Raw genomic sequence first — 20,293 nt, forward strand, 5'->3', positions numbered from 1 at the left:
CCCCGCCTCCCGCTCACCGCCGCGCGGGCCGCGCCCGGAGCCCGTCCCCGTCTCCGGGACCTTCGGGAAGCTACGCGCCGAGGTGCTCGGCCAGCGCCGTCAGGGTCTCGCCGAGCGGGCGGTCGAGGCGGAGGGCGGCGAGGTCGTCGCCGCGGGTGGTGCCGCGGGTGACGATGGCGACCGGCTTGCCGGACTTGGCGGCGCGGCGGACGAAGCGCAGGCCGGACATGACCGCCAGCGAGGAGCCGAGGACCAGCAGGGCGCGGGCCTCGTCGACCAGGCGGTAGCAGCGCTCGACGCGGTCCTTGGGGACGCTCTCGCCGAAGAACACCACGTCGGGCTTGAGCATCCCGCCGCAGCGCGCGCAGTCGGCGACCGTGAAGGACGCCACCAGCTCGTCGGGGAGTTCGACGTCGCCGTCCGGGTTGATCCGCGAACCGGCGTCCCGGAAGGCCGGGTTGAGGGCGGCGAGGCGCTCGTCGAGCTCGGCGCGGGGGCTGACCGCGGCACACGCGAGGCAGACCACCCGGTCGAGGCCGCCGTGCAGCTCGACGGCGTCGGCGGTGCCCGCGGCGCGGTGCAGACCGTCCACGTTCTGGGTGATCACGGCGGAGAGCCGCCCCGCCTCCCGCAGCCGCGCCACCGCGAAGTGCCCGGCGTTCGGCCGGGCCCCGGCGATCACGGCCCGCCCGGCATGGCTGCGCGCCCAGTACCGCCGCCGGGCCGGCTCCCCCGCCAGGAACTCCTGGTACGTCATCGGCGCCCGGTGCCGCCGGACCCCGTCCGGCCCCCGGTAGTCCGGAATCCCGGACTCGGTCGACAGCCCGGCACCGCTCAGCACCGCCACCCCGCCCCCGGCCACCAGCCGGGCCAGCGCGGACAGGCCGTCCTCGTGCGCAGTCATACCGTCCATTGTGGAACGGCCGGGGCGGGAACGGCAGCGCCCGTGACTGCCGGGTACCGCAGCCGGCAACGGAACGGGCCCGGGCGGTGCCCCCACGCATCGCCCGGGCCGGTCCGGTTTGCGGTGGTCCCGGCCCCCACGGCCCGGACTGCCGCCGTCTTCTGTTGTACGTGGTCCTTATGGTCGGTGCGGGAGGCGGGCGGCCAGTGCGGCGAGCAGGGCCGCGCCGGTGAGCAGGGCGAGGTGGCGGGTTTCGACGGCCCAGCCGTCCCAGCCGAGTCGGGCGTGGTGGTGTTCGGCGAAGCCGTTGTGGAAGAGCCAGAGGGCGGCCGCGATCAGGGGTGCGGCGGCCGGGTGGGAGCGGGTACCGAGGGCGGCGCCGCCGGCGGCGAAGACGGTGAGGGCGAACCAGCCGGGGCGGAGTTCGCCGAGGGGTGCGAGGGCCAGTGCGGTCGCCGCGCCGAGCAGCAGTGCGGTCGCGGCCGACATCGCGACCGGCAGCCGCTCACGCACCGCGGGACACCGCGAGCAGCCCGCGCAGCTCCGTGTCGAGGGCTCGGGCGGCGAACAGGTGGCCGGTCAACTCGTCGAGGGTGGTGGCGAGTTCGGGGCGGGGTACGACCAGGACGGGGCAGCCCGCCCGGCGCAGGCACGCCCTGGGCACCGAGCCGCGCAGGCCGCGGTGCAGCCAGGAGCCGGACGGGCCGAGGACGAGGAGGTCGCCGGGCCGGTCGGCGGCGGCCAGCAGGGCGGGGGCGGTCCGGCCCCGGACGGTGCGGGCGGTGACCGGGACACCGGGGTCGGCGCCGCCGAAGGCCTCCGTCATCGCCTCGACCAGCGTGGTCTCGGCCAGCTCGCGCACCGCCGACAGCAGCGGCGGGCACGGCGAGCGGCGGTGGCCGAACTCCCCGCTCGGCGGCTCCCAGGCGTGCAGGGCCAGCACCTCGCCGCCCAGCCGCCGGGCCTCGGCCACCGCGCGGTGCACGGCCGCCAGGCTGCCGAGCGATCCGCTGACCCCGACCACGATGCGCGGCCGCTGCTCCATCACGCGTCCTCCGTCCAGAACTCGCGGGCCCCGGTCAGGGCCTGTCCTCGATCCCGCGTCGCAGCCCCGCGACGGGGGCGAGGACAGGCCCTGAGGCCCGCACGACCCAGCAGATCGCGTCCCGGACCCGCACCCGGCGCTCCTTGACGGCTCCCTGACGCCCGCGGCCGGTTTCCCAACGCCGCCCTGACGCCCGGGCCGCCGCCGGCGGCGTTCACTGGAGTGGGGGGAACGAGGAGGTCCGGACATGGAACGCGACGAAACCCGCGTGGTGGTCGGCGTGGACGGCTCGCCGGACAGCCTGGCCGCCCTGCGCCGGGCCGCGCTGGAGGCGTCGGTGCGCGGCGCCGTGCTGGTCCCGGTGCTCGCCCGCCGCCCCGACGACAAGGTGCCGGAGCGGGCCGCCCGGCTGCTGCTGGACGCCGCCTTCGACGTCGCCCTCGGCGGCTGGCCGAACGACATCCTGGTCCACCCCACCGTGGCCACCGGCCTGCCCGGGCCGGCGCTGGTCGCGGCGGTCGGCGGCCCCGCCGACCTGCTGCTGCTCGGCGCCCCGCACCACCGCTGGGCGCACCCGCACGGCGACCGCACCGCCCGGCACTGCCGCGGCCACGCCCCGTGCCCGGTGCTGACCGTCTCCGCCCCGCCGATCGGCAAGATGGCAGCACGAATCGCCAACTCGCCTACCGCTGCGCCGAGTTGACTGCCTCAACGAAACCGGATCGACTGCTCCCGGAAGACTCTTTCAGCACCTCCCCGGGAGTGAAGCGATGCACGCCACGCTGTTCCGCCAGGTCCGCCCGTTCGGCGGCCCGGTCACCGATCTGGCCGCCGTGGACGGCGTCCTGGTGACCGAACTGCCGGACGACGCCCATCCGGTGGTGGTGGAGGGCGGTGGCAGGATCGCGCTGCCGACGCTGGTGGACGCGCACATCCACCCGGACAAGACCGCCTGGGGCGAGCCCTGGTACAGCCGCCGCCCGGCCGGCAGCCTGCCGGAGTACGTGGCGGGGGACGTCGAGCTGTTCCGGCGCCAGCACAGCCCGATCGGCGAGCGCGCCCACCGCCTGCTGGCCCACGCGGTGACGCGCGGCACCCGCGCCGTCCGGGCGCACGTCGACGTCGCGCCCGCGTACGGCCTGGCCGGCGCGACCGGCCTGCGGGAGGCCGCCGACCGGCTCGCCGGGAAACTCGACGTGCAGTCGGTGGCGTTCCCGCAGCACGGGGTGGTCCGCACGCCGGGTGCGGCCGAGCTGCTCACCGAGGCGGCCCGCGAGCACCTGGTGGACGCGGTCGGCGGCATCGACCCGGCCGGGTTCGACGGCGGCAGCGCGGACGGCCGCGAGCAGTTCGACCTGCTGTTCTCGCTGGCCGAACGGTACGGGGTGCTGCTGGACGTCCACCTGCACGACCGCGGCGCGGCCGGCCTCGGCCCGCTGCGGGAGATCGCCGCCCGCACCGTCGCCGCGGGCCTGCAGGGCCGGGTGACGGTCAGCCACGTGTTCTGCCTGCCGGAGCTGCCGGACGGTGAACTCGCCGCCATGGCCGAGCTGTTGGCGTCCGCCGGGATCGCGCTGACCACCGTCGCCCCGTCCGCGCACCAGGTGCTGCCGTTCCGCGTGCTGCGGGCGCACGGCGTGCGGGTGGGCCTCGGTTCGGACGGGGTGCGGGACTCCTGGAGCCCGTTCGGCAACGCCGACATGCTGCACCGGGCGCACCTGCTGGGCTGGACCACCGACGCCCGCACCGACCGGGAGCTGACCGACTGCCTGGAGCTCGCCGCGCACGGCGGCGCCGACCTGCTCGGCCTGCCGAGGGCCGACCTGACGGCCGGTTCGCCCGCCGACTTCCTGCTGGTGGACGGCGAGTGCCCGCCGCAGGTGCTGGTCGACCTGCCGGAGCGCGAGCTGGTGGTGAAGGCCGGCCGGGTGGTCGCCGAGCACGGCGCGCTCGTCGGCTGACGCACGCCGAAGCGGCGGCGCGGACCCGTCACGGGCCCGCGCCGCCGCTCCGCGCCGCGCTCAGTCGCGTTCGACATCGACCTCGGTGAGCCGGGCGAACCGCTCCGGGTCGGTGCGCCGGATCCGCCGGGCGACCAGCCAGCCGGCCGTGCCGACCAGTGGCATCGGCACCAGCAGCAGCCAGTTCACCAGGCCCGAACGGCCGGTCAGCAGATCGAAGTTGAACACCGCGAGCACGGTGAGCACGGCCAGCCCGGCGGCCGCCAGCAGCGGCGCCCAGACCACCCGGAACGCCGACAGCCCGCGCCGGTCCTTGCGGAAGAACGCGAACACCGCGACCGCCGCCAGCGCCTGCATCGCCATGATGCCGAGCACCCCGACGCTGTTCGACCAGAGCAGCACCACCAGGTACGGGTCGACGGCGAGCACCGCGCCCAGGCCCACCACCAGCACGTTGAACACCGACTGCACCAGCACCGCCGTCCCGGGCGACCCGGTGCGCCCCGACACCCGGCCCAGGCCGCGCGGCAGCAGGCCCTCCCGGCCCAGCGCGTACAGGTAGCGCGCGGCCGCGTTGTGGAAGGCCAGCGCGGAGGCGAACGCCGAGACGATGATCAGCACGTGCATGCTGTCGGACAGCCACAGTCCGACGAACCGCTCGGCGGCCCGGAACGTCAGGTCGGGCCCGCCGTCCGCACGGGCCTGCGCGACGGCCTGGTCGGTGCCGTACGCGCCCATCACGATCCAGGTGCCCAGCGCGTAGAACACCGCCAGGAAGCCGATCGCGATGAACGTCGCCCGCGGCACCGTGCGGGCCGGGTCGCGGGCCTCCTCGGCGTAGATCGCGGTCGCCTCGAAGCCGGTGAACGCGCCGATCACCAGCACGAACATGCCGGCCACCCCGGCCTGGGTGAGCAGCGACGGGTCGAAGGACACCGGGTCGAGCGCGGCCGTCCCCCGGTCGGCCAGCACCCCGCCCTCCATCAGCAGCAGCGACAGCACCTCCAGCACCAGCGCCACGCCGAGCACCTTCGCCGACAGCGTGACCTTCAGCCAGCCGAGCACGCCGACCACCGCGACGCACACCCCGGACAGCAGCCACCACGGCACGTGCGCGCCGGTGCGCTGCTCGATGTGCCCGGCCGCGAAGTAGCCGAACGCGGCCGCCACGCCGGGGGTGATCAGGTTGTAACTGACCACCGCCACATAGGCGGTGACCACCCCGAGGGTGCGCCCCAGCCCACGCGCCACGTACGCGTAGAACGCGCCCGCGTTGCGCACGTACCGGCTCATCGCGGTGAACCCGGCGGCGAACAGCACCAGCAGCGCGCCGGAGATCAGGTACGCGGCCGGGGCGGACGCGCCGCCGACGCCGATCGCGAACGGCGCGATGCCGGCCAGCACGGTCAGCGGCGCGGCCGCGGCGACCACGAAGAACACCAGGTCGGTGGTGCCGATCAGGCCCTTGCCGAGTTGCCCGGCGGGGGCGGCGGCCGGCTCGGCGGGAGGTCTTCCGGTGGGGGTGGAGACGGTGGTCATGGTGTGGGGGTCCTTCCGAACACGGGGTGGTACAGGGGGAGTTCGGGTCTGTCAGGGGGCGAGTCGGTCCAGCACGGGGTGGCCGCGGTGCAGCACCAGCAGCCGTTCGGGGTGCGCCGCGACCGCCTCGGGCACGGAGTGCGCGGCCACCGCGACCAGGTCCGCGCGTCCCCCGACGGCGATCCCGTACTCGGCCAGCCCGAGCGCCCGGGCGGCGTGCCCGGTCGCCAGGTCGGCGGCCAGCCGCAGGTCCTGATCGGTCATCAGGTCGCCCTGCAGGCCGATGACGGTGGTCCGCTCCAGCATGTCGCCGGTCCCGTACGGCCACCACGCGTCGCGGATGTTGTCCGAGCCGGCGAACACCAGCACCCCGCGCTCGTGCAGGCGCTTCACCGGCGGCATCGACTGGGCCGGGCCGTTGGTCATCACGGCCACCCCGGCGTCCGCCAACACGGCCGCGACGGCGTCGAGTTCACGCTCGTCCAGCTGCCCGAGGCAGTACGCGTGACTGACCGCGACCCGGCCGGCCAGGCCCAGCGTGGCGGTCCGGCCGGCGATCGCCCGCAGCTGCGCCACGCCGGGCGCGCCGCCGTCGTGCAGGTGGATGTCGACGCCGACGCCGTGCCGCTCCGCCAGGCCGAAGACCACGTCCAGCTGGCCGTCCACGTCGTTGTCGAACCCGAACGGGTCGAGCCCGCCGATCAGCTCGGCGCCCTCCCGGAGCGCCGCGTCGAGCAGCTGCGCCACCCCCGGCTCGGCGACCACGCCGCTCTGCGGGAACGCCACCGGCTGCACGTCGATCAGGTCGCGCACCCGCTCGCGGGCCTCCAGCACCGCGTACAGGTGGTCGAGGCCGGTGTCCGGGTCGACGTCCACGTGCGAGCGGACGAAACCGGTGCCGAGCGCCGCCATCCGGCGGGCCAGCGCCTCCGCCCGGTCCGCCACCGGCAGGCGGGCGGCCACCTCGCGGCGCTGCTGCCGCTCGGAGGCGATCTGGGTGCGCAGGTCGGCGCTCTCCCGGTGCGGCTGCCAGGGCGCGCCGAGGAACGTCTTGTCCAGGTGGGCGTGGCCGTCCACCAGCGCGGGCAGCAGCAGCGCGCCGTTCAGCCGGCGCTCGCCCGGTCCGGCGGCGGCGGGCTCCCGGCCGGGCCGCACGGGCGTGACCTCCGCGATCCGACCGCCCTCGATCCGCAGGTCGGCGCGGGTGCCGTCGGGCAGCGTCGCGTCCAGCAGCAACTGCGGGCCTGGGGTCGGGTGGGTCGCCACGGGGGCCTCCTCGGCTTCGGCGAAAGCTCGGTGCGAGCTCGGTGCGGGCTGTGTACGGGCTCCGTACGGGCTCCGTTCGAGCCCTGTGCGGACCCCGTGCGGGCCCTGTACGGGCTCGTCGAAAGGGGGTGCGGGCGTGGCGCCGGACGCCGTTCCGACCCGCTGGGCGGCCAACGTAACTGGTATACCGAATACCGGACAAGGGGGTAGCGGGTTGCGATCTGGAATGATCTGATCCTCAGACCGCTCCGTCCGCCCGCTTCCGCCTGGAGCCCCGATGCCCGACAACCTCGGCGACGCCCACCAGTCACTGGCGGACCTCGTCTACCTCCGGTTGCGCGAGCGGATCATCGAGGGCGAGCACCCCGCCGGGCAGCGCCTGGTGGAACGCGAGCTCGCCGACGGCCTGGGCGTGTCCCGGATCCCCGTCCGGGAGGCCGTGCAGCGCCTGGAACGCGAGGGCTTCCTCACCGTCCAGGCCCGCCGCGGCGCCGTCGTCGCCGACTTCGGGCCGGCCGACGCGGAGCACTTCTTCGCCGTCCGCGAGTCCCTGGAGGCCCTCGCCGCCAGCCTCGCCGCACGGCACGCCACCGCCGCCGGCATCCGCGGCCTGGAACGCCTGCTCGCCCGCACCCGCAAGGCCGCCGAGGCCGGCCGGGTGCGCGAGACCGCCGACCTGAACGCCGACTTCCACCGCGAGATCGTCGAGCTCTCCGGCAACCCGCTGCTGCGCGACATGATGGCCCCGCTCGACGGCCGGCTGCGCCGACTCTTCCGCCTCACCTCGGACGCCGAGACCAGCGCCCCGATGTGCACCGAGCACCAGCAGCTGCTGGACGCCATCAAGGCCCGCGACCCGGAAGCCGCCGCCGTGCTCGCCCGCCAGCACGTCGCCGGCACCCGCGCATTCGCCCTTCAGGCACTCGGCGGCTGACCCGCGCCGCCGCCCGCCCGGCGACACGCCGCCGGACGGGCACCGTCGCGGCGGTCACCCAAAGTGCGCGAATGGCCGCGTAGGCCACCCCCGGGCACACCCCCTCCTCATATGATCGGAGCGACATGCGTCATCCTTGGTGGTGAATAGCACTGCCCATGACACCAGCAGGAGGAAGCTCGTGGACGACGTTCTGCGGCGCGCCGCGCTGTTTGCGGCACTCGACGACGACCAGGCTGCCGAGCTCCGCGCTTCCATGACCGAGGTGACGCTCGCCCGCGGCGAGTCGCTGTTCCACGAGGGCGACCCGGGCGACCGGCTGTACGTCGTGGTCGAAGGCAAGGTCAAGCTGCACCGCGCCTCGCCGGACGGCCGCGAGAACATGCTCGCCGTGCTCGGCCCCTCCGAGATGATCGGCGAACTCTCGCTGTTCGACCCGGGCCCGCGCACCGCCACCGCCACCGCCCTCACCGAGGTCAAGCTCCTCGGCCTCGGCCACGGCGACCTGCTCCCGCTGCTGCACGCCCGCCCCGAGGTCTCCATCGCTCTGCTGCGCGCGATCGCCCGCCGCCTGCGCCGCACCAACGACGTGATGTCCGACCTGGTCTTCTCCGACGTGCCCGGCCGCGTCGCCAAGGCCCTGCTCGACCTCTCCCGCCGCTTCGGCGTGCAGTCCGACGAGGGCATCCACGTCGCCCACGACCTCACCCAGGAAGAGCTGGCCCAGCTGGTCGGCGCCTCCCGCGAAACGGTCAACAAGGCCCTCGCGGACTTCGCCGGCCGCGGCTGGCTGAAGCTGGAGGCCCGAGCGGTCGTCCTGCTGGACGTCGAGCGCCTGTCGCGCCGCTCCCGGTAGACGAACCAGCAGGGAGAGCACAACCAGGGGCGCGGGGAACTGCGCGAAGCGGAAGGCACCACGTCCGCAAGATCGCGACGCAGGGCAATGACCTGCACTTGATTGCGACCTTGCGGACGTGCTTCGCGCTTGTCGCGCAGTTCTCCCCCAGCCCTGGCGGGCCGGGAGGTGCCCCACGCGCCCACGTTCTCGCGCTCGCCCGCCGTGGCTCCCGCTCAGATGAGGCCGTGCTCCTTCAGGTACGTGAGCTGGGCCTCGACCGACAGTTCCGCCGCGGGCCACAGCGCGCGGTCCACGTCCGCGTACACCCGGGCGACGACCTCGGCCGCCGTGCGGCAGCCCGCCTCGATCGCGGTTTCGACCTGCGCGAGGCGGCCGGCCCGGTGGGCGAGGTAGTAGTCGACGGCGCCGAGCGCGTCCGCGAGGACCGGGCCGTGGCCGGGCAGCACGGTGCGGACGCCGTGTTCGGCGGCCATCGCGTGCAGGTGGCGCAGTGAGGCGAGGTAGTCGCCGAGGCGGCCGTCGGGGTGGTCGATGATGGTGGTGCCGCGGCCGAGGACGGTGTCGCCGGTGAGGATCGCGCCGTCGGCGGGCAGGTGGAAGGTCAGCGAGTCGGTGGTGTGCCCGGGGGTGGCGATCACCCGCAGGTCGAGGCCGCCGATCTCCAGCCGCTGGCCGCCGTGCAGTCCCTCGTCGCCGAGTCGCAGCGCCGGGTCGAGGGCGCGTACCGCGGTGCCGGTGAGTTCGGCGAACCTGGCGGCGCCGTCCGCGTGGTCGGGGTGGCCGTGGGTGAGCAGGGTGAGGGCGATCCGCTTGCCCTGCTGTTCGGCGGTGCTGACGACCCGTCGCAGGTGGGTCTCGTCGAGCGGGCCCGGGTCGACCACCACGGCGAGGTCGGAGCCGGGCTCGGACAGCAGCCAGGTGTTGGTGCCGTCCAGCGTCATCGGGGACGGGTTCGGCGCGAGCACGCACTGCGCGCGCGGGGTGGCGACCCCGCCGACGTGGTCGGCGGGGTCTCCCGGAAGCAGACCGCTCACGCGGCGTCCACCTCGGCCCGACCGAGCCGCCGCAGCGGCAGCGACCGCACCAGCGCCCGCGCGGGCAGCTCGCGGACCAGCAGGCGGGCGGCGGCGGGCGCGGCCCCTGGTTCCTCGCAGGCGGCGGCGCGGGGGGTGACGGTGCGGGCAGGCATGGCCGAGGTCCGGCGAGCCACGTCGTTGTGAGTCATCGGAGGTCTCCTTCCAGGGGCGCGGTCGGTACCGGCGCAGCGAAAAGGCACTGGTCGGCGCGGCGGCTGCCGTGCTTTCCGGGGGAAGGTTCTCATGCCGGGAACACGCCGTCGACAGTCAGTTCGTCATACCCGGGCCAGCGCACCGTCATGCGGTCCCCGTCCAACTCGGCCCACCCCAGCACCGGGGTCACCTTGCGGCCCGCGGCGGCGCTCAGCGCCTCGGCGGCGCTGCCCACCGGCGTCAGTTCGCGCAGCACCGTGATGGTCGGCGGCATCATGCCGAAACGGCCCTCGTGGAAGCCGGCCACCGCGTCGGCGGGCGTCATCCAGGCGACCCGGTCGGCCTCGCCGACGCTGTCCGCGGCGGCCTGTCCGGCGGGCAGGGCGGCGACGAAGAACCAGGTGTCGAAGCGGCGTTCCTCGAACGCGGGGGTGACCCAGCGGGCCCAGGCGGCCAGCAGGTCGCTGCGCAGCACCAGTCGGTGGCGGGTGAGGAACTCGGCGAGGGAGAGCTCGTGGGACTCCAGCGCGGCCCGTTCGGCGGTCCAGTCGCCGGGTTCGACCAGCGTCCGGTCGTCGGAGCCGGCCAGCAGCACGCCGGCCTCCTCGAAGGTCTCCCGGACGGCGGCGCAGACCACCGCGCAGGCGGTCGGCTCGTCCACGCCCAGGCGCTCGGCCCACTCCGCGGGGGACGGGCCGGCCCACGGCGGGCGCACCTCCCGGTCGCGCGGGTCGACGCTGCCGCCGGGGTAGGCGTACATGCCGCCGGCGAAGGCCATCGTGGTGCGGCGGCGCAGCAGGTACGCCTCGGGGCCGGCGGCGGCGTCGCGCAGCAGCACCACGGTGGCGGAGGGCCGGGGTTCGGGCGGGGTGATGTCCCCGGCGGCCAGGGCGCGGATCCGGGCGGGCCAGGGCTGAGGCATCTCGGGCATGGTCACGGATGTTAACGGTGGTTAGCCGGGCCGGACAGGCCCGAACGCGTGAGGGCCCGTCACCGCGGTGCGGCGACGGGCCCTCACGGGCGTGTGCGGTCAGGCGCGGATGCGGACCGTCAGCTCGACCTCGACCGGCGCGTCCAGCGGCAGCACGGCCACGCCGACGGCGCTGCGGGCGTGCACGCCCTTGTCGCCGAAGACCTGGCCCAGCAGCTCGCTGGTGCCGTTGACCACGCCGGGCTGGCCGGTGAAGTCGGGGGCGGAGGCGACGAAGCCGACCACCTTGACGACCTGCTCGACCTGGTCCAGGTCGCCGACCACGGACTTGATCGCGGCCAGCGCGTTCAGCGCACAGGTCCGCGCCAGGTCCTTGGCGTCCTCGGCGGTGACCTCGGCGCCGACCTTGCCGGTCAGCGGGAGCTTGCCGCCGACCATCGGCAGCTGGCCGGAGGTCAGCACGTGGTGGCCGTCGCGCAGCGCGGGGACGTACGCGGCGACCGGGGCCGCCACCTCGGGCAGGGTCAGCCCGAGCTCGGCGAGCTTCTGCTCTACCTGGCCCATGACTACTCCTTCTCGCGCTTCAGGTACGCCACCAGCTGCTCCGGGTTCGGCCCGGGGACGACCTGGACGAGCTCCCAGCCGTCCTGGCCCCAGGTGTCGAGGATCTGCTTGGTCGCGTGCACGAGCAGCGGCACGGTTGCGTATTCCCACTTGGTCATGGGGGTGACTCTAGCCGCCCCGGCCGGTGTGAGGTGGGACACAAAGGGGGCATCAATCGTCGGGGTGGCCGGGATGCTCCCGTCATCCGGAGCGCGCGCTCGTTACCCTCGCGGTGAGGGATGCCCGTGCGGCACCCCGGCAGAGGAGGGCCTTCCCGGGTCTTCAGCAGGCAGCGACGGACGGAGAGCGGGCGTGGCGGGCAGCAGCGGTACGGCGGGGCCGACCGGGCAGGCGTCGCCGCGGGAGCCGGACTGGGAGGGCGTCAGGCTGCACGTGGTCAGCGGCAAGGGCGGCACCGGCAAGACCACGCTGGCCGCAGCGCTCGCGCTGGCGCTGGCCGCCGAGGGCGGCCGCACCCTGCTGATCGAGGTGGAGGGCCGGCAGGGCATCGCCGAGCTGTTCCAGATCGCCGCGCTGCCGTACGAGGAACGCCGGGTGGCCACCGTGACGCCCGCTCAGCTGGGCCTGCCCGGCAAGGGCCACGGCGAGGTGCACGCGCTGGCCATCGACACCGAGCAGGCACTGCTGGAGTACCTGGAGATGTTCTACAAGCTGGGCCGGGCCGGGAAGGCCCTGCAGAAGGTCGGCTTCGTGGACTTCGCCACCACCATCGCCCCGGGCGTGCGCGACGTGCTGCTCACCGGCAAGGCCTGCGAGGCGGCCCGCCGCAAGGGCCCGGACGGCCGCCGGGCGTACGACGCGGTGGTGATGGACGCCCCGCCGACCGGCCGGCTGACCCGCTTCCTGAACGTCAACTCCGAGGTCGCGGGGCTGGCCAGGTTCGGCCCGATCCACAGCCAGGCGCAGGCGGTGATGCGGGTGCTGCGCTCCCCGGAGACGGCGGTGCACTTCACCACCCTGCTGGAGGAGATGCCGGTGCAGGAGACCGTGGACGGGATCGCCGACCTGCGCGAGGCCGGGCTGCCGGTCGGCGGCGTGCTGGTGAACATGGTGCGCCCGCCGATACTGGACGCGGCGGCGGTCGAGGCCGCGCACGGCGACCACCGCGAGGAGGTCGCCCTGGCCCTCGGCGAGGCCGGCCTCGGCGGGCGCTCGCGCAAGCCGGAGACCGTGCGGGCCGCTGTGGAGCCGCTGCTCGACCCGCTGCTGGAGCAGGCCCGGGAACACGCCGAACGGGTCGAACTGGAACGCGCCCGGCGCATCGACCTGCAACAACTGCGGCTTCCCAGCTACGAGTTGCCACTGCTCGGCGAGGGCGTGGACCTGGGCGGCCTGTACCGGCTGGCGGGCGAACTGAAGCGGCAGGGAGCGGCATGACCGGGCTGGACATCGACACCCTGATCGACGACCCGGCGACCCGGATCGTGGTCTGCTGCGGCTCCGGCGGCGTCGGCAAGACCACCACCGCCGCGGCGATCGGCCTGCGCGCCGCCGAACGCGGCCGCCGCGTCGTGGTGCTGACCATCGACCCGGCCCGCCGGCTCGCCCAGTCGATGGGCCTGACCGAGCTCGACAACACGCCGCGGGTGGTCGAGGGCACCCGCGGAACGGGCGAACTCCAGGCGATGATGCTGGACATGAAGCGGACCTTCGACGAGGTCGTGCTCGCCCACGCCGAACCCGACCGGGCCAAGGCGATCCTGGACAACCCGTTCTACCAGTCGCTGTCGGCCGGCTTCGCGGGCACCCAGGAGTACATGGCGATGGAGAAGCTCGGCCAGCTCCGCGCCGAGGACCGCTGGGACCTGATCGTCGTCGACACCCCGCCGTCCCGCTCCGCCCTGGACTTCCTGGACGCCCCCAGCCGCCTCGGGTCCTTCCTGGACGGCAAGGTGATCCGGCTGCTCACCGCCCCCGCCAAGGTCGGCGGCCGCTCCGCGATGAAGTTCCTGAACGTCGGCATGGGGCTGATCACCGGCACCCTCGGCAAGATCTTCGGAGCCCAACTGCTCACCGACATCCAGACGTTCGTCTCCGCGACGGACTCGATGTTCGGCGGCTTCCGGGAACGCGCCGACCGCACCTACCAGCTGCTGAAGGCCGACGGCACCGCGTTCCTGGTGGTCGCCGCACCCGAACGCGACGCACTGCGCGAGGCCGCGTACTTCGTCGACCGGCTCGCCGCCGACGCCATGCCGCTGGCCGGCCTGGTGCTCAACCGGGTGCACACCACCGGCGCACCGCAGCTCACCTCCGAGCGGGCGCTGGCCGCGGCCGAGGCACTGGAGGAGAACGGCACCGCCACCTCGACCGTCGAGGCCGAGACCCTGGCCGCCGGGCTGCTGCGCCTGCACGCCGAACGGGTGCAGGTCATGGCTCGGGAACGGCGCACCCGCGACCGCTTCGCCTCGGTCTACCCGGACGTGCCGATCGTCGAGGTGCCCGCACTGCCCGGAGACGTCCACGACCTGGACGGACTGCGGGCCATCGGCGACCGACTCGGCTCCCCCGCCGAGTGAGCCGAAGGCCCGCCGCACCGCTGTTCTTGACGAGTCGTCAGCCCGCCTGGGCGTAGTCCCGCAGGACCACTCCGGTGGCCAGCGACTCCTCGTACTCGGTGCGCGCGGTCTCCAGCAGCCTGCGCCAGGACCCCACAGTCGGGCGCCGGCGCAGCAGCGCCCGACGCTCGCGCTCCGTCATTCCGCCCCACACACCGAACTCGACACGGTTGTCGAGTGCGTCCGCGAGGCACTCGGTGCGCACCGGACACCCGCTGCACACCGCCTTGGCGCGGTTCTGCGCCGCCCCCTGCACGAACAGTTCATCCGGATCGCTCGTGCGGCACGCGGCCTGCGCGCTCCAGTCGTCCACCCAGCCCATCCCGGCGCCGTCCTCTCCCGATTCGGGGCTCCCCCACGGCGGCAACGGCATATTCACCGTTGCCAGTTGAGGACGTTACGGAAGAACGACACGACGCAACAGCCCCTGTCGGCCCAATCTCGAATGACCCGATCGGACTATGGGTGTCCGACAGCTCACTCGTTGGAGTGATTGCAGGTCGTGGGCCTTGCCGGGGCCGAATGGCAGGTCTTCGTCACGGTGTGCAACAGCCGCTCGCCGTGCAGCTGTCGGAATTCGGTACAGAGTCCCCCGAATCGGACAAAGCTCATCACTCACAAGAGTGATGATGATGAACGGAGCGAAGCTGTCGCAGTCTTGTGACAAGCGTAGGCGAACACCTGCCCCCCTGTACGGGATTCCGCAACGTAGGGTTCTCCCCATGGCAGCTACGCGATCCACGGGTACCGCACTGGACAAGGCAGGCCTCGGCGTCAAGTTCCTGGGCAGCGCCGTGCTGGCCGGCATCCTGGTCGCCGGAATGGCGCTGCCGGCCGTCGGTGCGTTCGGCCTGACCGCCAAGGACACCGCCGAATCGTTCGACAACATCCCGGACGACTTCAAGACGCCCACCCTCTCGCAGGCGTCGATGATCTACGACGCCAAGGGCGGCCTGATCGCCAAGGTGTACGACCGCGACCGCACCATCCTGACCAAGGAGCAGATGGCTCCGATCATGCGTCAGGCGCAGGTCGACATCGAGGACAACCGCTTCTACGAGCACGGCGCCGTCGACCTCAAGGGCGTGCTGCGCGCCGCCACCAAGAACGCCGAGTCCGGCACCACCGCCCAGGGCGCCTCCACGCTCACCCAGCAGTACGTGAAGAACGTCTTCGTCGAGCAGGCCGGCGACGACCAGCAGGCCTTCCTGGAAGCCACCAAGAAGAGCATGGGTCGCAAGATCCAGGAGCTGAAGTACGCCATCAAGCTGGAGGAGGACCTGAGCAAGGACCAGATCCTCACCAACTACCTGAACATCACCTTCTACGGCCACCAGGCGTACGGCATCGAAGCCGCCGCCAACCGCTACTTCAGCAAGAGCGCCAAGGACCTCACCCTCCCCGAGGCAGCGATGCTGGCCGGCCTGGTGCAGAACCCCTCGGCGTACGACCCGGTCACCCACCCGCAGGCCGCGCAGACCCGCCGCAACACGGTGATCAACAAGATGCTGGAGTACAAGCACATCTCGCCCGAGGAGGCGAAGGCGGCCATCGCCTCCGACCTCGGCATCAAGTACTCCGAGCCGCAGAACGGCTGCATCACCGCCGGGAACGGCATGGGCTTCTTCTGCGACTACGTGCGCCACGTGATCAAGCAGGACCCGGCGTTCGGCAAGACCGCCGCCGACCGGCAGAAGGTCTGGTCGCAGGGTGGTCTGAAGATCACCACCACCATCGACCCGGACAAGCAGCACGACATGTACAACGCCGTCACCAAGAAGGTCAACGTGACCGACAAGGTGGCCGCCGCCGGCACCATGATCAAGCCCGGCACCGGCGAGATCCTCGCCATGGCGCAGACCCGCCCGTACGGCCTGGACGAGTCCAAGAAGCAGACCGTCCTCAACCTGAACGTCGGCGCGTCCATGGGCGGCGGCAACGGCTTCTCCCCCGGCTCGACCTTCAAGCCGATCCTGGCCGCGGCCGCCCTGGAGAACGGGGTGCCGATCACCCAGGAACTCCCCTCGCCGAACAAGATGGAGTACCCCCGGGTCTCCACCTGCCAGGGCAGCTGGAACGACACCAGCAAGCCCACCGTGCAGAACGAGTCGTCCTCCGAGGTCGGCCCGTACAGCATGCAGCTCGCCATGCAGAAGTCGGTCAACACCTACTTCGTGCAGCTGGAGCAGCAGACCGGCCTGTGCCCGATGAAGCAGATGGCCGACAAGCTCGGCGTCGGCACCCTGGCCAACGGCAAGGCGCTCCAGGAGGTCCCCTCCATGGTGCTCGGCACCCAGGAGGTCAGCCCGCTCCAGATGGCCTCGGTCTACGCGTCCTTCGCCGCCCGCGGCACCTACTGCGCCCCGATCGCGCTGACCTCCGTGGTCACCAGCGAGGGCAAGCAGCTCGACGTGCCGAAGGCCAACTGCACCCAGGCGATGTCGCAGAGCACCGCGGACGGCGTCAACACCCTGCTGCTCGGCGTGACCGAGAAGGGCACCGGCTCCTCCCTCGGCCTCGACGACGGCCGCCAGATCGCCGGCAAGACCGGCACCACCGACGAGCGGTACGCCGCCTGGTTCACCGGCTACACCCCCGACCTCGCCACCTCGGTCTGGCTCGGCGGCGTCGGCGGCAACGTCTCGATGAAGAACATCAGCATCGGCGGCAAGTACTTCTCGGCGGTCTACGGCGCCGACGGCCCCGGCCCGATCTGGCAGATGGCCATGAACGACGCCCTGGACGGCACCCCCCGGACCACCTTCCAGAGCGTCCCCATCGCCCCGCAGCAGCCCACCACCCCCGCCACCACGCCCGCCACCGACAACCCCGGCGACCCGTCCGGGGACAACGCCGGCGGCGGCGGGAACGGCGGCGGGAACGGCAATGGCGGCGGCAACGGCGGCGGCAACGGCGGATTCCCGACCGGCGGAGGCTTCTCCTTCCCGCCCGTCGGCGGCAACACCGGCAAGCCCGGCCGCCACTGACCGGCGCACCCCGTAACAGCCGAAGCCGCCCCCCCCGGAGATCCTCTCCGGGGGGGCGGCTTCGGCTGTTGCACGTCTATGTCTCTGTGCGGGGTCTCTGTGCGGGGTCTCTGTGCGGGCGCCCGCTGCTGTACGAATGCCCCTCCGATACCGGCGCGGTCGGAATCAGCCGGCCAGGGCGGCCTTCACCGCGGCGGCCACCCGGCCGCCGTCCGCCTTGCCCTCGACCTGAGGACGCACCAGCTTCATCACGGCGCCCATGCCCTGCGGGCCGCTCGCCCCGGACTCCGCCACCGCGGCGGCCACGATCCCGGCCAGCTCCTCGTCCGTGAGCTGCTTGGGCAGGTAGGCCTCCAGCACCCCGCCCTCGGCCCGCTCCCGCGCCGCCTGCTCCGTCCGACCGGCGCCCTCGAACGCCTCCGCGGCCTCCCGCCGCTTCTTCGACTCCTTGCCGATCACCTGCAGCACCTCGGCGTCGGACAGCTCGCGCTTCTCCTTGCCCGCCACCTCGGCGCTGGTCACCGAGGCCAGCGTCAACCGGAGGGTGGCCGAGCGCAGCTCGTCCCGTGCCTTGATGGCAGCCGTCAGGTCCTCGTGCAGCTGCTCCTTGAGCGTCGTCATGCCGCCGATTCTGACACCTGTCCCGCCCCGCCGCCGCCCCTTTACCTGCCGGTTCGCACTGACGACCCGTCATCCGCCGCCGAGCCCCGGGTGCTTGCCCGTCTTTTCGAACGGTCTGCGACCATGGACCGATGCGACCGCTGTACTCCGTCCCGCTCGGTGTCGCCGCCACCGGCGCCGCCTGTCTCGTCTATGCCGCCGGGTACGAGGTCCGCTCGTTCCGTCTGCGCCGCGTCGAGGTTCCGATCCTGCCCGCCGGCGCCCGGCCGATCCGGATCCTCCAGGTGTCCGACATCCACATGGTCACCGGACAGGCCAAGAAGCAGCGCTGGCTGCAGAGCCTCGCCGGCCTCCGCCCCGACCTGGTCGTCAACACCGGCGACAACCTCTCCGACCCGCTCGGCGTCCCCGCCACGCTGGACGCGCTCGGCCCGCTGATGGACTTCCCCGGCGTCTACGTCTTCGGCTCCAACGACTACTACGGGCCCGCCCGCAAGTCACCCACCCGCTACCTCAAGGCCCTGCGCAGCGGCATCCACGGCCTCAACAACCCCGACGGCAGCGGCCGCCGCGGCATCTCCGGCGCCGTCCACAACCCCTGGCAGAAACTCCGCGACGGCTTCGACCGGGCCGGCTGGCTCGACCTCAACAACGCCCGCGGCCGCCTCACCGTGGCCGGCCTCGACATCGAGTTCACCGGCCTCGACGACCCGCACATCCGCCTCGACGACTACGCCGCGGTGGCCGGCGGCCCCTCCCCCGACGCCGACCTCTCCCTCGCCGTCGTCCACGCCCCCTACCTCCGCGTCCTCGACGCCTTCGCCGCCGACCGCTACCCCCTGATCCTGGCCGGCCACACCCACGGCGGCCAGCTCTGCATCCCCTTCTACGGCGCCCTCGTCACCAACTGCGACCTGGACACCGACCGCGTCAAGGGCCTCTCCACCCACACCGCCGCCGGCCACCGCTCCCACCTCCACGTCTCCGCCGGCTGCGGCACCAACCGCTACACCCCCGTCCGCTTCGCCTGCCCCCCCGAAGCCACTCTCCTCACCCTCACCCCCGCCCCTCGCTGACCAGCCCCTAAACCGGATTTCGTCTCTGGCCCCACCTCCTGTAGAGTTCTACTCGTTGCACCGGAGACGGAAAGCAACAAAGCAGGACCGGGGTATAGCGCAGCTTGGTAGCGCGCTTCGTTCGGGACGAAGAGGCCGTGGGTTCAAATCCCGCTACCCCGACTTCGTAAGTGCAGGTAAGGGCCCTGCCGGAGAAATCCGGTAGGGCCCTTCCTCGTTGTGCGGGTCCAACTGAGTGACTACCCGTCGGGTGCGTGTCCGTGTCCGAAGACGTCGTCCATGAGGGTCGCACCAGGTCTGGATCACCGGGCGGAAGCGAGAGGCAGCAACGCCGGGCCACCGCCGGCCGGAGGGACGAGAAACTCCGTGGGTCGTACAGGCGTGCCAGGATCACGGACGGAGCAGTCTGTTCGTCGGAGGGGGCACTGTGGGGAATTCGCTGGGTATGGGAGACGTGCTGCGGTACACGGCGTCGAAGGACGCAACACCAGCCGCCGTCGACGGGTTCGCCAACTTCTACTTCGTCACGGACAGCCCCGGCCAGAAGCGCGCCCTGCTCGAAGCGGGGATCAACGCGATGGCCAAGGTCAGGGCGGGCGACGATGCGCGGCGGCCGGCGGTGATGATTCGCTCCAGCCCGTGGAAGGCCGGATCGGAGCAGACACCGTGGCATGACGTGTTCGACCTCGACAACGGACATGTGCGGTACTTCGGCGATCACAAGGCCGAGACGACGAAGCCGCTCGGAAGCACCACCGGGAACGCAGCCCTGCTGGAGGCGTTCGACAGGCACCAGGCTCCGACAGTCGCGGGCCGGTCAGCCGCGGCCCCGTTGCTGTTGTTCCGCTCCGTGTCGCGGAACGGCAGGGTCAAGGGGCACGTCGAGTTCTGCGGCGTCGGTCTGATCGAACGCGCGGAACGGGTGGTCCAGTGGGCAGGGCAGGCCAACGCGACCTTCACGAACTACGTCTTCGACCTCGCGGTGATCGACCTCTCCGCCGAGGCTGACAAGTTGGATTGGGACTGGATCTCGGCCCGCCGCGATCCTGGATGCTCCGATGCCGATGCACTTGCCCTGGCTCCGGCCGCGTGGCGGCAGTGGGTCAAGCACGGACACTCGGCACTGCCGCGGGTACGCCGGCGCGTGGCCCGCAGCCGGGTGGTCAAGGTGAAGGACCAACGGCCGGCCGAGGACAGCCCTCTGGAGGCGGACCTCCAGGAGGTCTACCGGCGCTTCGATGGAGACAAGCACGCATTCGAAGCTCTGGCTTCCGCGGTCGCCGCACGAATACTGCGCGCTTCCGGCCACAGCTACATCGAAGAGTGGCTCACTCGACGATCGGGCGACGGCGGTGCCGACTTCGTGGGTCGACTGGATCTGGGTTCCGGGCTGGCCGGCACCAAGCTCGTGGTCCTCGGGCAGGCCAAGTGCATCAAGCCGGACAGCCTGATATCGGCCGAGCAGATCGCCCGAGTGGTCGCCCGACTCCGGCGCGGCTGGATCGGGGTCTACGTCACCACCGGCGCCTACTCGGAGCCCGCGCAACTGGAGATGGTCGAGGACCAGTACCCGATCGTCCTCATCAACGGACAGGATCTCGTAAAGGAACTCCGTGAGATGGCCCGAGAAGACCACGGCGGCGACCTGCCAGCCTGCGTCGAGCACCTCCTGAACAACCGGACGATAGAGGTTCTCAACCGCCGCCCGGAGGAGACACTGCTCAACTGACCGATCTCTTCGTAAGTGCAGATGAGGGCC

General features: G+C 72.7%; 21 protein-coding genes and 1 tRNA gene. 10 read left to right on the top strand and 12 right to left on the bottom strand.

Translation table 11 applies throughout. The features are described 5' to 3' along the window. Nucleotides 1-70 precede the first annotated feature (70 nt). From ACIQF6_RS07415 to ACIQF6_RS07425, 3 genes are all read right to left on the bottom strand, one after another. Complete coding sequence (locus ACIQF6_RS07415; RefSeq protein ID WP_400891237.1) at nucleotides 71-913, bottom strand: NAD-dependent protein deacetylase; 843 nt, start codon at nucleotides 911-913, stop codon at nucleotides 71-73. 168 nt (nucleotides 914-1,081) lie between these two features. After that, the gene (locus tag ACIQF6_RS07420; RefSeq protein ID WP_400891240.1) at nucleotides 1,082-1,417 is read right to left on the bottom strand and encodes a hypothetical protein; all 336 of its coding nucleotides are present in this window, start codon (nucleotides 1,415-1,417) and stop codon (nucleotides 1,082-1,084) included. Continuing rightward, complete coding sequence (locus ACIQF6_RS07425; protein ID WP_400891244.1) at nucleotides 1,410-1,949, bottom strand: universal stress protein; 540 nt, start codon at nucleotides 1,947-1,949, stop codon at nucleotides 1,410-1,412. Before ACIQF6_RS07425 ends, ACIQF6_RS07420 begins: the two co-directional genes overlap by 8 nt. Before the next feature lie 247 nt (nucleotides 1,950-2,196). On the opposite strand from ACIQF6_RS07425, the gene ACIQF6_RS07430 reads away from it, so the two are divergent. Both ACIQF6_RS07430 and ACIQF6_RS07435 read left to right on the top strand, forming a co-directional pair. Beyond that, nucleotides 2,197-2,652 carry a universal stress protein gene (locus tag ACIQF6_RS07430; RefSeq protein ID WP_400891246.1) on the top strand — a complete coding sequence of 152 codons (456 nt, stop codon included), beginning with the start codon at nucleotides 2,197-2,199 and terminating at the stop codon, nucleotides 2,650-2,652. Nucleotides 2,653-2,719: 67 nt separating this feature from the next. Next, nucleotides 2,720-3,910: an amidohydrolase gene (locus ACIQF6_RS07435; protein ID WP_400891248.1), complete on the top strand. Its 1,191-nt coding sequence runs from the start codon at nucleotides 2,720-2,722 to the stop codon at nucleotides 3,908-3,910. Nucleotides 3,911-3,970: 60 nt separating this feature from the next. Here the strand turns inward: ACIQF6_RS07435 and ACIQF6_RS07440 are convergent, their stop codons facing one another. Next, a complete protein-coding gene (locus tag ACIQF6_RS07440) occupies nucleotides 3,971-5,449 on the bottom strand; it encodes an APC family permease (RefSeq protein ID WP_400891250.1) in 1,479 nt (492 codons plus the stop codon). A gap of 51 nt (nucleotides 5,450-5,500) precedes the next feature. Beyond that, a complete protein-coding gene (locus tag ACIQF6_RS07445) occupies nucleotides 5,501-6,715 on the bottom strand; it encodes an amidohydrolase (protein ID WP_400891253.1) in 1,215 nt (404 codons plus the stop codon). Between the two features lie 277 nt (nucleotides 6,716-6,992). Between ACIQF6_RS07445 and ACIQF6_RS07450 the strand changes: the two genes are divergently transcribed. Continuing rightward, the gene (locus tag ACIQF6_RS07450) at nucleotides 6,993-7,649 is read left to right on the top strand and encodes a GntR family transcriptional regulator (protein WP_400891256.1); all 657 of its coding nucleotides are present in this window, start codon (nucleotides 6,993-6,995) and stop codon (nucleotides 7,647-7,649) included. 181 nt (nucleotides 7,650-7,830) lie between these two features. Then, nucleotides 7,831-8,505, top strand: coding sequence for a Crp/Fnr family transcriptional regulator (locus tag ACIQF6_RS07455; RefSeq protein ID WP_014136744.1), 675 nt, complete (start codon nucleotides 7,831-7,833; stop codon nucleotides 8,503-8,505). 215 nt (nucleotides 8,506-8,720) lie between these two features. Here the strand turns inward: ACIQF6_RS07455 and ACIQF6_RS07460 are convergent, their stop codons facing one another. From ACIQF6_RS07460 to ACIQF6_RS07480, 5 genes are all read right to left on the bottom strand, one after another. Continuing rightward, on the bottom strand, nucleotides 8,721-9,542 hold the full coding sequence (locus tag ACIQF6_RS07460; protein WP_400891258.1) for an MBL fold metallo-hydrolase: 822 nt from the start codon (nucleotides 9,540-9,542) through the stop codon (nucleotides 8,721-8,723). Beyond that, on the bottom strand, nucleotides 9,539-9,733 hold the full coding sequence (locus ACIQF6_RS07465; RefSeq protein ID WP_400891259.1) for a hypothetical protein: 195 nt from the start codon (nucleotides 9,731-9,733) through the stop codon (nucleotides 9,539-9,541). The genes ACIQF6_RS07460 and ACIQF6_RS07465 overlap by 4 nt, the downstream gene beginning before the upstream one ends. 92 nt (nucleotides 9,734-9,825) lie before the next feature. Next, nucleotides 9,826-10,668: an NUDIX hydrolase gene (locus ACIQF6_RS07470; protein WP_400891260.1), complete on the bottom strand. Its 843-nt coding sequence runs from the start codon at nucleotides 10,666-10,668 to the stop codon at nucleotides 9,826-9,828. 99 nt (nucleotides 10,669-10,767) lie between these two features. Then, nucleotides 10,768-11,232: a RidA family protein gene (locus tag ACIQF6_RS07475; RefSeq protein WP_400891262.1), complete on the bottom strand. Its 465-nt coding sequence runs from the start codon at nucleotides 11,230-11,232 to the stop codon at nucleotides 10,768-10,770. Between the two features lie 2 nt (nucleotides 11,233-11,234). Further along, nucleotides 11,235-11,390 (bottom strand): DUF4177 domain-containing protein, encoded by a 156-nt coding sequence (locus tag ACIQF6_RS07480; protein WP_152645221.1) that lies wholly within the window; start codon nucleotides 11,388-11,390, stop codon nucleotides 11,235-11,237. A gap of 268 nt (nucleotides 11,391-11,658) precedes the next feature. Between ACIQF6_RS07480 and ACIQF6_RS07485 the strand changes: the two genes are divergently transcribed. Both ACIQF6_RS07485 and ACIQF6_RS07490 read left to right on the top strand, forming a co-directional pair. Beyond that, on the top strand, nucleotides 11,659-12,669 hold the full coding sequence (locus ACIQF6_RS07485) for an ArsA-related P-loop ATPase (protein ID WP_400892182.1): 1,011 nt from the start codon (nucleotides 11,659-11,661) through the stop codon (nucleotides 12,667-12,669). Continuing rightward, entirely contained in the window at nucleotides 12,666-13,811 is a 1,146-nt protein-coding gene (locus ACIQF6_RS07490) for an ArsA family ATPase (protein ID WP_400891264.1), read from the top strand. Before ACIQF6_RS07485 ends, ACIQF6_RS07490 begins: the two co-directional genes overlap by 4 nt. 37 nt (nucleotides 13,812-13,848) lie before the next feature. On the opposite strand, the gene ACIQF6_RS07495 is transcribed toward ACIQF6_RS07490, so the two are convergent. Continuing rightward, nucleotides 13,849-14,172, bottom strand: coding sequence for a WhiB family transcriptional regulator (locus tag ACIQF6_RS07495; RefSeq protein WP_035864045.1), 324 nt, complete (start codon nucleotides 14,170-14,172; stop codon nucleotides 13,849-13,851). Between the two features lie 400 nt (nucleotides 14,173-14,572). Here ACIQF6_RS07495 and ACIQF6_RS07500 point away from each other — a divergent pair, with 400 nt between their 5' ends. Next, nucleotides 14,573-16,837: a transglycosylase domain-containing protein gene (locus ACIQF6_RS07500; RefSeq protein ID WP_400891267.1), complete on the top strand. Its 2,265-nt coding sequence runs from the start codon at nucleotides 14,573-14,575 to the stop codon at nucleotides 16,835-16,837. A gap of 165 nt (nucleotides 16,838-17,002) precedes the next feature. Here ACIQF6_RS07500 and ACIQF6_RS07505 read toward each other — a convergent pair whose 3' ends face one another. Continuing rightward, complete coding sequence (locus ACIQF6_RS07505) at nucleotides 17,003-17,458, bottom strand: GatB/YqeY domain-containing protein (RefSeq protein ID WP_400891269.1); 456 nt, start codon at nucleotides 17,456-17,458, stop codon at nucleotides 17,003-17,005. 131 nt (nucleotides 17,459-17,589) lie between these two features. On the opposite strand from ACIQF6_RS07505, the gene ACIQF6_RS07510 reads away from it, so the two are divergent. The 3 genes from ACIQF6_RS07510 (at nucleotide 17,590) to ACIQF6_RS07520 (ending at nucleotide 20,263) form a co-directional block, all read left to right on the top strand. Then, the gene (locus tag ACIQF6_RS07510) at nucleotides 17,590-18,534 is read left to right on the top strand and encodes a metallophosphoesterase (protein ID WP_400891271.1); all 945 of its coding nucleotides are present in this window, start codon (nucleotides 17,590-17,592) and stop codon (nucleotides 18,532-18,534) included. A gap of 88 nt (nucleotides 18,535-18,622) precedes the next feature. Further along, nucleotides 18,623-18,696 (top strand) — tRNA-Pro (locus ACIQF6_RS07515). A gap of 283 nt (nucleotides 18,697-18,979) precedes the next feature. Next, on the top strand, nucleotides 18,980-20,263 hold the full coding sequence (locus ACIQF6_RS07520; protein WP_400891273.1) for a restriction endonuclease: 1,284 nt from the start codon (nucleotides 18,980-18,982) through the stop codon (nucleotides 20,261-20,263). The last annotated feature ends 30 nt before the right edge of the window (nucleotides 20,264-20,293 follow it).

This window comes from Kitasatospora sp. NPDC092948 (assembly GCF_044754805.1).
Classification (GTDB): Bacteria; Actinomycetota; Actinomycetes; order Streptomycetales; family Streptomycetaceae; genus Kitasatospora.